This window comes from Variovorax rhizosphaerae (assembly GCF_037889975.1).
Taxonomy (GTDB): Bacteria; Pseudomonadota; Gammaproteobacteria; order Burkholderiales; family Burkholderiaceae_C; genus Variovorax; species Variovorax rhizosphaerae.
Genome location: NZ_JBBKZT010000017.1, coordinates 96,691 through 106,841 on the forward strand (window position 1 = coordinate 96,691; position 10,151 = coordinate 106,841).

8 protein-coding genes and 1 pseudogene are annotated in these 10,151 nt (G+C 59.5%); 8 read left to right on the top strand and 1 reads right to left on the bottom strand.

The window, feature by feature from the left end; genetic code table 11:
* Window positions 1–27: 27 nt before the first annotated feature.
* From WKW82_RS29545 to WKW82_RS29560, 4 genes are read left to right on the top strand one after another with little or no spacing between them, the layout of a single operon-like run.
* The gene (locus WKW82_RS29545) at window positions 28–525 is read left to right on the top strand and encodes a hypothetical protein (protein WP_340346273.1); all 498 of its coding nucleotides are present in this window, start codon (window positions 28–30) and stop codon (window positions 523–525) included.
* Window positions 518–1,258, top strand: coding sequence for a metallophosphoesterase family protein (locus tag WKW82_RS29550; RefSeq protein WP_340346275.1), 741 nt, complete (start codon window positions 518–520; stop codon window positions 1,256–1,258). Before WKW82_RS29545 ends, WKW82_RS29550 begins: the two co-directional genes overlap by 8 nt.
* Window positions 1,255–1,710 carry an HAD domain-containing protein gene (locus tag WKW82_RS29555; RefSeq protein WP_340346276.1) on the top strand — a complete coding sequence of 152 codons (456 nt, stop codon included), beginning with the start codon at window positions 1,255–1,257 and terminating at the stop codon, window positions 1,708–1,710. Before WKW82_RS29550 ends, WKW82_RS29555 begins: the two co-directional genes overlap by 4 nt.
* Window positions 1,707–2,534 (top strand): metallophosphoesterase, encoded by an 828-nt coding sequence (locus WKW82_RS29560; protein WP_340346277.1) that lies wholly within the window; start codon window positions 1,707–1,709, stop codon window positions 2,532–2,534. The genes WKW82_RS29555 and WKW82_RS29560 overlap by 4 nt, the downstream gene beginning before the upstream one ends.
* Before the next feature lie 222 nt (window positions 2,535–2,756).
* On the opposite strand, the pseudogene WKW82_RS29565 reads toward WKW82_RS29560, so the two are convergent.
* Window positions 2,757–3,786 (bottom strand): annotated as a pseudogene (locus WKW82_RS29565) (IS30 family transposase).
* A gap of 933 nt (window positions 3,787–4,719) precedes the next feature.
* Here WKW82_RS29565 and WKW82_RS29570 point away from each other — a divergent pair.
* The 4 genes from WKW82_RS29570 to WKW82_RS29585 are packed head-to-tail and all read left to right on the top strand — an operon-like array spanning window position 4,720 to window position 9,957.
* A complete protein-coding gene (locus WKW82_RS29570) occupies window positions 4,720–5,433 on the top strand; it encodes a hypothetical protein (protein ID WP_340346278.1) in 714 nt (237 codons plus the stop codon).
* Window positions 5,430–7,670 (top strand): hypothetical protein, encoded by a 2,241-nt coding sequence (locus tag WKW82_RS29575; RefSeq protein ID WP_340346279.1) that lies wholly within the window; start codon window positions 5,430–5,432, stop codon window positions 7,668–7,670. The genes WKW82_RS29570 and WKW82_RS29575 overlap by 4 nt, the downstream gene beginning before the upstream one ends.
* On the top strand, window positions 7,667–8,668 hold the full coding sequence (locus WKW82_RS29580) for a TniB family NTP-binding protein (RefSeq protein ID WP_340346280.1): 1,002 nt from the start codon (window positions 7,667–7,669) through the stop codon (window positions 8,666–8,668). The genes WKW82_RS29575 and WKW82_RS29580 overlap by 4 nt, the downstream gene beginning before the upstream one ends.
* Window positions 8,665–9,957 (top strand): hypothetical protein, encoded by a 1,293-nt coding sequence (locus WKW82_RS29585; protein WP_340346281.1) that lies wholly within the window; start codon window positions 8,665–8,667, stop codon window positions 9,955–9,957. The genes WKW82_RS29580 and WKW82_RS29585 overlap by 4 nt, the downstream gene beginning before the upstream one ends.
* The last annotated feature ends 194 nt before the right edge of the window (window positions 9,958–10,151 follow it).

Sequence of the window (10,151 nt, forward strand, 5' to 3'; positions counted from 1 at the left end):
CCAGGACCCTGGGACATCCGCATCATCATGGCGCGCTATCCCTACATGTTTCTCGGGAACATGACCCGCATGGAACCCAGCCGCGGCTGGCTGCCCCTCATCGCCCAGGCCTGCGAAGAGATCGATCGAGTGCTGGGTGATGACCGGCGAGGGTTCCGATGGACGCGAATTGTCGACGTTGTCGGCGTGTTGCACCTCCACTACATGATGCGCAGCGCCTCACAGGAGTGGGTGGAAGTTGGCACGCCAGAGAAGCCGCTGCGCGTGCTGGTCGACCGGGATCCCGTTGAACCGGAAGCGCAGGCGGTCAGGCGAATCGTCATTCGCGCCCAGCTTGCCAGCACCACAACCTGCTTCGTTTGCGGGGAGCCGGGCATCGTGTGGCCACCCAAGGCACAGATCTCCATGGAATTTGCCATGTGCGCAGCGCACTGCCCTACGACGCTCGGCGGCGACAACCCCGATCCAGACTGGTACTACAGTAACTGGGCGATCTCGGAAAAGTTCCAGGGCGAAGATGTCTAGGTCTGTTCATCCAAGGCCTCGGATCTTGTTCTTCGGTGACCCGCACGGAGACTTCAGGTCCGTGATCCGAGCCGTCGAATGCCATCACCCGGAAGCCATCATCCTTCTTGGCGACATTCAGGCCCGCAAGCCATTGCACCTCGAACTGGCAACGATTCGGCACCAGACCGACATCTGGTTCATCCATGGCAATCACGACACCGACTCGGATGCCGACTACGACAACCTGTGGGGTTCCGAGTTGGCGGATCGCAATCTTCATGGACGAGTCGAGACCGTTGCAGGGTTCAAGGTGGCGGGGCTCGGGGGCATCTTCCGGGAGAAGATCTGGCATCCCGAACAGCCAATCGACGACGCGACGTTTGAATCACCGGAACGGTTGCTGCGCCAGGTGAACTGGAGCGACAAGGCCAGAACGCTCGACACATGGCGCGCCGGCATCAGCCGCCGGCATCGGTCAACGATCTTTCCTTCGGACTTCAATGCCCTTGCCGGCCTTGATGCGGACATCCTTGTGACGCACGAGGCGCCCTCGGCACACAGGCATGGCTTTCGGGTCGTCGACGAGTTGGCCATCTCGCTGGGGGTCGAATTGCTCGTCCATGGCCATCATCACGAGTCCATTGACTACCTGGCGGAAGGCAAGCAGGACAGGACCTCCTCGTTCCGAGTCTTTGGCGTCGACAAGGGTGATCACCTCGCATGGCCATTGCAACAGGAGAGCTGGCCATGATCTTGTTCCTCGACTTTGATGGCGTGTTGCATCCGGTGCACGATGGCGAGTTTGCGGGCCCTCCGGTGTTCTGCCACCTGCCGCGCCTGGAACGTTTGCTGCGCGAATTCCCGCGAGTCGACGTCGTGATCACTTCGAAGTGGCGCGAGCATCTGTCGCTGGAGATTCTTCGCGAATTCTTCTCTGAAGACATTCGCCCGCGCGTTGTCGGCATGACGCCATTGACGCAACCCAACTCGCTCGGCTACATGCAAGCCCGACGTGAGGAAGCAGTCATCGCCTGGCTGCAAGAGCATGGCATGCACGAAGGCCACTGGGTAGCCCTCGACGCCGATGACTGGCAGTTTCCCAATCACCGCGATCGATTGGTTGCGTGCATCCCGCAAGTCGGGTTCGATGACCAAACGGAGGCTTCGTTGCGTGCGCACTTCGAGAGGTGGAGAAAGTCATGAAGCTGCTGATCCTCTCTGACCTTCACGTCGAGTTTGAAGAGTTCCGCCTGCCGAAGGACCTCGACTACGACGTTGCGATCCTGGCGGGCGATATTCACTCGCCAGGGCGACTGGTGGCACCGTGGGCACGGGCGACAGAGTTCCTCCAGAAGCCGGTGATCCATGTGGCTGGCAATCACGAGTACTACGACTGCCAACTTGAGAACGAGCAGGAGGCGATGCGCGCGGCGTCGGCTGAGCACGGCGTTCACTTTCTGGACTGCGACGAAGTGGTGATCGATGGGGTGCGGTTCCTCGGCTGCACGATGTGGACCGACTTCGCGTTGCGCATCGACGTACGAGGCTTGCCTGGAAAACCCGCGCGTCGAATTTCAAACCGGGACCGGGGAATGAGCGAGGTCGGCCGCGCGTTGAATGACTTCAGGCTGATCTGGCGATCGGTCGTCGACGGCCAAGAGAGCGGAGACAACCGAAGGCTGAAGCCGATCGACACGCTGCAGATCTACAGAGCCCATCGATCGTGGCTTCGCAGGAAGTTGGCCGAACCGTTTGTGGGCCGCACGGTCGTGGTGACGCACCATGCCCCGCACCGCGGATCGCTGGCACCACGGTATGCCGACGACTGGGTCTCGACTGGCTTCGTGACCGAGATGCAGGACGAGTTCTTCGAAGTGCCGGCGCTGTGGGCGCATGGACATACGCACGACAGCTTCGACTACAGCGTGGGCAACTGTCGAGTCGTCTGCAATCCGCGTGGGTACGTCAGATGGACGGGGGCGGCGGAGAACAAGAGCTTTGATGCGGCGATGGTCGTGTGCATTTGAATCATTGCCTCGATGTCCGCCCAATTCGACTGGCTGGACACCGACTGACGATGGGACGTGCCGATGGACTGCTACACGATGTTTCTGATTGGATTTGCTGCCGCTGCTGTTCTCACCGCCGTTGTGGGAATCGTCGGAGTTTGGCGCGGGTTTGAGATCCCCGGTCTCACGCTACCTGGCCATTGTGGGCGGATTCAAGTCTGAAGTGCAACACCCATGGTTTCAATGAATGGCAGTGGCATGCTGGGCGCTATTGATGAGCAGTTCGCGGTACACGGCCAGCGGAGATCGTACGCCCAGGCCCTTGCGGGGCCTGCCGTTGATCTCATCGGCAATGGCATCCAACTGCTCCTGGCTGTAGCCAGACAGATCCGTGCCCTTGGGCCGGTACTAGCGAACCAGGCCGTTCATGTTCTCGTTGGAGCCACGTTGCCAAGGGCTGTGGGGATCGCAAAAGTACACCGCGATGCCCGTGCGCCTGCTCAACTCCTTGTGCATGGCCATCTCCCGGCCCTGGTCGTACGTCACGCTCAGGCTCATCGGCTGGGCGATGCTCAGCAACTTGTCGCTGAAGGCTTGCAAGACGCTTGCAGGCCTGGCCGGCTGCGACTCCGAGAGCTTGACCAGCATGACCAATCGGCTGGTGCGCTCCACCAGCGTGCCCACGGCGCTGGCATTGGCCGCGCCCTTGATGAGGTCTCCTTCCCAGTGCCCCGGGAACTGATGATCCTCGATCTCGGGCGGGCGCACGTGAATGCTCAGCATGTCCGGGATCTGGCCCCTGCGATCTTGCCCCTTGCTGCGCGGCACGCGCTTGTTGTGCGCCTGGCGCCTGGCGCATGCGGGCGATCAGATCGCGTCGAAGCTCGCCCACGGGCTGGGCGTGGATGCAGTTGTAGATGGTTTCGTGTGACACGCGATGCGCATGGCCCTTGGGATACAGGGTGGCCAGTCTCAGCGCAATCTGCTGGGGCGACCAGCGCAGTCGCATGAAGTGCTCCACCACTCCGAATAGAGCGTCCTCGGGATGGAGCTTTGGTAACGCTCGCGCATCGCGTCGACGTTGCCAGCAAAGTCGCTGCGAGGTCGCGCTGGCGTAGCTCTGCTCGCCAGCGGTGTTGCGCCGCAACTCGCGACTGATAGTGGCTGGCGAGCGATGAAGCTGAGGTGCTATGTCGCGAACTCCAAGTTGCTGCTGGCGCAGGCTGGCAATGGTGACTCGGTCCTCGGGTTGAAGCTGACAGGCTGACAGTACTGAACGGCGGCAAGTTGCATCTGCGGACCTTAACGGTAGGCAGTGTTGCACTTAAGACTTGAATCCGCCCAGCCTTTGTATGGCATGTTGCCCGGGGTCTGCTTAGCAATTTTCTGAATCTCACGTAGTTTCAGATCAGGCAATTTTCTCCTGTTCTATAGTTTTCGGAAAATTTCCTTCTGCAGGCCGACTCGCGCGGATCTTTAACCTCTCTCCACCTTTCCTCAAATTGCATTTTGTAGAAAATAAAGTCACCAGCACAATTTTCTGTAATTCGCTCGTTTACAGAAATCTGAGGTCTGCCGGAGCGGCGCCTCTGTGTCCTTCACTGCCCAATCGAGCCTTTCCGCGAGCGCTGTTTGAGAAATTTGTGACGCCTCATCAGCGGGAGAAAGGCCTCGCTGAGTAGGCTGCCCACTGCTGAGAAATGCTCTGTCTCGCATAGGTTCGCGGGACCCGAGGGGTTACTGCGGCTCCCCGGTGCAAGCGCTCTTCCGGCCAGAGGAGCCATGTCTTGTTTGAGGAGCGACGACTATCGAACCGATGCGCTCGGGATGCGTTGGGCCAATTGACCAAACCCGCGAGCCGTCTCACTCAGTCCTTTCACGCGTGCACGTACAAATAGCACGACCCGCCTGCACAGTCAAATCCAGCGGCAAAAAAAAACAGTTGAATTCGCTATAGCATGAGGGTCATACTTCGGCTCCATTTATCTGTAGGAGTACGAATGGGCTACCCATAGCAAAAAAGAGCCAAGCAATGGCCTGGTACGCCGTTGCCTGACTCTTCCTTCGTTCAATTCAACTGGAATGCAGCAATATTCAGTCCGCCCGTAAGGTACCGGAAAGCACTGGTACTGTCAAGGCAGGCGGGGAATTGTGCGAGAGTTTTTTGCATGTTGGCCAGTTCGCCTTTTTTAGGACTGAGACCATGAAGCAATCCCGCATAGGCAGCAGGATCGGGACCCAAATGCGCGGGCAGTTCGAAGAGCTGTACGCCCGGCGAGGTGGAAAAACCGCTTACATCACTGTGACTTACAGCATGAAGGCGGCCATCGACGTTGGCCTCCTTGGGCGCACGAACTATTTGAACTACCTGGCGTGCGAAGGTGATCCGTTGATTGAGCGAGTGCAGTACAAACCGCAGCGCTGCTTGGCCGAGGTTGGTGTGACAGCGGCCGTAGTGACCCGCCAACGCATCCTGCAGCTCCGGGTAGTACGCGCCAAGCGCATCGATACGGAGAAGCTCTCCCCTCTCCTGGATCACTATGCGGAGCAGTTTCGGCAAAAAGCTCTCCGGTCGCCCTGTGCATTTGATGACGTCGAAATCCTGTCACTGGGTTCCCAGGATCTGGTGACCGGCCACGAGGTGGCGCTGCGCAATTGGCACGAGTTGGTGCCATGGGTCGCGCAGGCACGGTTCCACCGCCTCGAGCGCCTTGAGCAGCTTTTCGCGGACCTGCTGGTTACGCGCGGTCAACTGACTACGGGTCAAGTGATGGCTCTCGCGCTACAAATGGAGGAATCACCCGCGTTGCTGATGGCCGCGGCGATCCGAGGCGTCGCGTGTGGACGGTGGATGTCGGACTTCGACATTGCTCCGTTTGGCGCGCATTCAGTATTCCGTCTGGGAGCATCGCAATGAGCGCCGCACAGCTCGATCTGGATCTGGGCGATGCACCGGAGGTATCGAAGCAAGTCCAAGCAGGCGGCGGCTGGCTGCCGACGCTGATCCAGGCGACCCCGCTAGGGGCAGGACCCCAGGTAGCCGCCACTGGCCCCCACAAGGCGGCAGTCAATGACCACCGGCTTCTGCTCGATAGCGGACGTCCACGGTTCAGGCAAGTCGGCAAGTACTCCGTTCACACCGTGCCCTCTCATCTACGCGACCCAGAGTCTTGGGGCAAGTACGACCCGTCCACACTCGCCAGGACGCTAGGAGACGGGCAGAAAGAGAGTGACTACGATCGGCATCAGCGCTTCTATGCGGGCATTCAACACTACTGCAAGACAGAGATTCTCAACGCGGCGGCCGAGTTGGCTAAGACCAGTTCCTCGGAATTGTTGAGGGTCTACAACCGCTGCCTTTGGCAAGACCAGTTTGGCCGGCCCTGGGGGTTTGCCGCGACAGTCAAGGGAGCGCACAGCGGGACCTACGATCGTACTGCCCCGGTTTCTGGCGAATCCGGTCCGCGCGGCAAGGCGGGAGCCTTCCGCTACTTCCTAGCGACGCATCCCGAAGTGCTCATGCGAACCGTGGCGGCCATCAATCCTCACAAAGGAGCCCTGCGCCTATCTCATGGGTCGGTCGACGTCGTGTACAACGCGTTTCGCGAAGCTTGCAACGACGAAGGGATCGACAACGACGAATACCCACTTGCGACCGACAGTGGTGCGCATCGAAGCATTCGGCGCCTTATCGACAAATACTTGGACGGCAATCCCGAGGCGCTCGAATACTGGTATGGGGCAGGTGCCAGCGAGCATCTGCTGGTCGGTAGCTTGGGCGACTTCTTCCAGCTGGCGCAGCATCCGTATGGTGAGTGCATGATTGATGCGCACCGCGTCGACGTGTTGGGCACCACTTTCGTCATGACGCCCCACGGTCCAAAGACCATACCGATCAGCCGGCTGTGGCTCGTGGTGGCCGCTTGCACGACCAAGAGTTCCGGTGCTGCAATCGGGTTCAGCTGGAGTTACGAAGACAAGCCATCGGCCGAGACGATCGAACGCGCAATCCTGCGTGCGCAAATGCCTTGGAAGGTCAGGCCGCTCTGCGGGGGCTTGAACTTCATGCCAGACGCAGGACTTCCCAACGGGGTTGTTGCAGGTCTGGAGGGGGCGCCAATCACCTCGCTGAGAATGGACAACGACTCGGCGAATTGGGCTGCCGCGATTCAGGAGAATCTGCGCCAGGCCTTGGGATGCCACATCGTTTACGGGCCGGTCAAGAAGTGGTTCACCAACGCGCGTCTGGAGCGACTGTTCCGCGCTCTCAATCAAGCCGGCCTGCATCTCATGCCGAGCACGACAGGCTCCGGTCCCCAGGACAAGAAGCGTCCGCGCAATCCCGGAAAGGCAGCTGTTGAAGCACCCGTAGACTTCACTTTCCTGCACGACGTGATCGAAACAACTATTTCGGCGATGAATGCCGAAAAGCGGGCATCGCAGAGCGACATGTCCTCTCTGGAGATCATTCGAAATAGCCTGACGCTCGGAGCAAACCGGTGGCTGCCGCGCCCCAGCGCACCACCGAGTCCCTTTGCGCCGCGTCTGGGCTGGGTTGACAGGTGGTGTCGCATCGCCGGAGATCGGTCTACGGGCCTGTCGCCTTACTTCGAAATGTATGGCACGCGTTACTCCAGTCCTGACATCAAGCATCGTTGGGACTTGGTGGGCGAGCACTTCTTGCGCCGCGTGTGTCGCGCCGACAGTGCCATTGAGGGCTTCTTTGCGGATGGTCGCGAGATGCGCGATATCCGAGCGCTCGGACAGGCGGAAGACGTCAAGATGCCGCTGAGCCTGAAGGCGTCTCTCTATGGCACCAAAAATCGGAGGAAGGCCCCATTCATCGACCTTCCAAAAGCCCTGGAGCGCCTCATGCACGAACTGGCCACACAGGCGGCCCAAGATGCAAGCAAGCGGCCCAACAAGATCAGCAAGGCGGCCACGCAGTTCGCTCAAATCATCGTGCTCTATGAGCAGAATGGCCTTCGCGCTCCACAGACGCGACTGGTTCTCCCTGGATCGGTTCCCGCGCATTCCTCCAGTGGCGATGAGGGCAACTCGTTGACGCACACTCTGTCTACAGCATCGAAGAACGTAGTCCCACTGCGCCCTTCCGCCGACTTCGCACTCGTGAACAAGAGGGGTCGTCGGTGAGCGGCATGCGTGACGCGTCCTCGTACTTGGGACACCCGTTCATTGCGAACAGGCACGTCGTTATCACCTCAGGAATCCGGCGCATCTACGCAGAGGTCGAGCGAGCCGTTGCTATGGGACGACGGTCAGTGGCCTTCGAAGGGCCGTCGAACCACGGCAAGACATGGACCTCCAAAGCAACCCAGAAGACGTGGATCTCCCAACATTCGGAACCTGTCTTCTGGTTCACAACTAAGACTTCCCTGGATCCGAAAAAGTGCAATCCAGAAGCGGCGGTTTGGGCCAACATTCTTCGAGCGGTGGGCTTTCCAAGCTATGCAAAGATGCGGGTCGACCAACGCTTTGACTCGGTGCTCCTCCGAATTCGTTCTGCCTGCCGCGCCTCGGGAACAGACAGGGCTCTGATGATCATTGACGAAGCCAATGGTCTGCTGCCCGAGCACCTCTACTTCCTCAAGGACCTGCGCAATGTGCTCGAGGGCGAAGACGACTCGATCGACTCTGGCGCTCCTGGCTCGATTACCTTGGTTTACGTGCTCTTCGGTTCGGAGAAGATGGGAGATCTGAATGCGGACCTCGTCAATGAAGGGGAAACCACTTTGCACGGGCGATTCTTCATACACCGCGAATCGTTCTGCGGCCTGTGCTGCAAGGAGGACCTGCTTGAGCTGCTCGCGGAGATGGACAACGGCGCGGTCCTCGGGCACCCACTCGGTTCCGGCGTGAGCACCACTCAGTACTTTTTTCCCGCCGCATGGCAGGCCGGGTGGCGAATGGAGAAAGAAGTGGACACGCTCTGGCGCGTCATGGGCCAGCACTTTCCTGAAAACCGGGACATTGACGTCGGCATGGGGGCGGCGACAGACGTGCTCAAGAGCTTTTTCGAGTTTCTCCCGCAGAAAGACACGCCAGAGTTCACGGGTACCGAAGCGCTCTGGACCGAAGCCCTTCGCGCCTCCAAATTCGTCGCTTTGGTCAACAACTGGAGACGCTCATGACTGCCGAGGCCATGGGGTTGACCTGGTATCCGACGTGGCTCAGCGATGGCGAAGGACCATACACGCGGATGGCCAAGCTTGCAGCCGCGAACCCGTTGCCGCCGGTCACACTGCGCCGGTTGCTCCTCAACGAGCATTCGAGTTCCAAGTACAGCCAAGTAACGCAGCCGAACTCCTTTCTGTCGAACGGGTGGATGCGCCGGGGTGCAAAACGGTGCGCATGGTCGAACTCACTCGCCAATTCAGCCCTCAGTGCCACCTTGGGGGATTGGACGACTCGGCTCGCTGGGGATCGACACGTGCGATATTGCCCGGCCTGTCTGGAAATGGGGTTCCATTCGTCCGTCTGCCAGATGGATGCACTGTTGATATGCCCTTTGCATGGCCAGGCGATGCAAAGCACCTGCGTGCACTGCGGGGCCGGCGCACCAGCATTCGCGTGGGATGACTGCACCCCGATGGCGTGTACCCATTGCCTCATGCCTTTGTCCGCGGCTTGGTCTCCGAGTGGCGCCTTGAGGTGGAAGCTCATGCCGGGAGCCCAACAGTACTCTACCCTCGAAAAGAGGCTAGAACCGCTGCGCCACGCGAACTGGACGGATCCTGATGGCTGGGCCTGTCGCTATTCCGGCAAGGACGCCATCAATGCAAAACGGCGCGCTGAAGGCGCTTTGCTCGTCCATGTTTTGGGCATCCCCGCAACCGACGACATTGGGGGCATGTGGCCGTCGACTCCCGAAGTCATGATCCTTCCCTTGGGTCAACTCGCTAGCGCCCGAGTCTCCGAAGACATGTGCCGAATTTACGAAGGTTTCTGCGAAAGCATCGCCCCTTCTTTAGGGAGGGCCGAAGCAGAGAAATCCGTCCAGTGCTTCCTCTCTGTAAGAGACCGCGCATTCAGAGTCGGCGATTTCCGAGATGAGCGCAGCTTCGCGTACATCCTCTTTCGAAGACGTTTCGAGGTAACCGACCGTCCAAATGGTCAGCACTTGGCGACGCAGTTCCTGAGCGAGTCGATGAAGGGCTTGTTGCCGACGTTTTCAACTGATCTTGAGGCATGGAGACGATTCCTCGACCTCTGCTATCGAGCAGAGCTCCGCTACTGCGAGTTCCTGCACGACCGCACGCACGGCCTGGTGCCTGGCGAGCCCGCCTGGAAGGAAGTCGTCAGCATGCATTCCGCCGCTCTTAGCCCCCTGATGCTCCCCCTGCCCTACGGCATGGGAATTCTGAAGGTGACGCGTGGCCAAGATACCTTTGCTGTGATCGCATTGGCAGAACTCTCTTGAACTCACTACTTGCGCACTTCAGATCAACGTGCACGCGCGCTTCAGCCGATCGTGGTCGGTATCTCAGACGAACCTGACCCGATGGCATTTCAAAGTGATCGCGGACGATTCTTGTATTCACCTGAAGATTGGCCTGTCCCTTGAGACAGTCCGAGTGCCAGTATGGCTCCTGCCGAGTACCATGGCTACTTCTT

Bases quoted from the DNA above. Each gene is read 5' to 3' on its own strand.
- WKW82_RS29570 (WP_340346278.1), top strand. From the start codon at position 4,720: ATGAAGCAATCCCGCATAGGCAGCAGGATCGGGACCCAAATGCGCGGG.
- WKW82_RS29550 (WP_340346275.1), top strand. From the start codon at position 518: ATGTCTAGGTCTGTTCATCCAAGGCCTCGGATCTTGTTCTTCGGTGAC.
- WKW82_RS29575 (WP_340346279.1), top strand. From the start codon at position 5,430: ATGAGCGCCGCACAGCTCGATCTGGATCTGGGCGATGCACCGGAGGTA.
- WKW82_RS29585 (WP_340346281.1), top strand. From the start codon at position 8,665: ATGACTGCCGAGGCCATGGGGTTGACCTGGTATCCGACGTGGCTCAGC.
- WKW82_RS29545 (WP_340346273.1), top strand. From the start codon at position 28: ATGGCGCGCTATCCCTACATGTTTCTCGGGAACATGACCCGCATGGAA.
- WKW82_RS29560 (WP_340346277.1), top strand. From the start codon at position 1,707: ATGAAGCTGCTGATCCTCTCTGACCTTCACGTCGAGTTTGAAGAGTTC.
- WKW82_RS29555 (WP_340346276.1), top strand. From the start codon at position 1,255: ATGATCTTGTTCCTCGACTTTGATGGCGTGTTGCATCCGGTGCACGAT.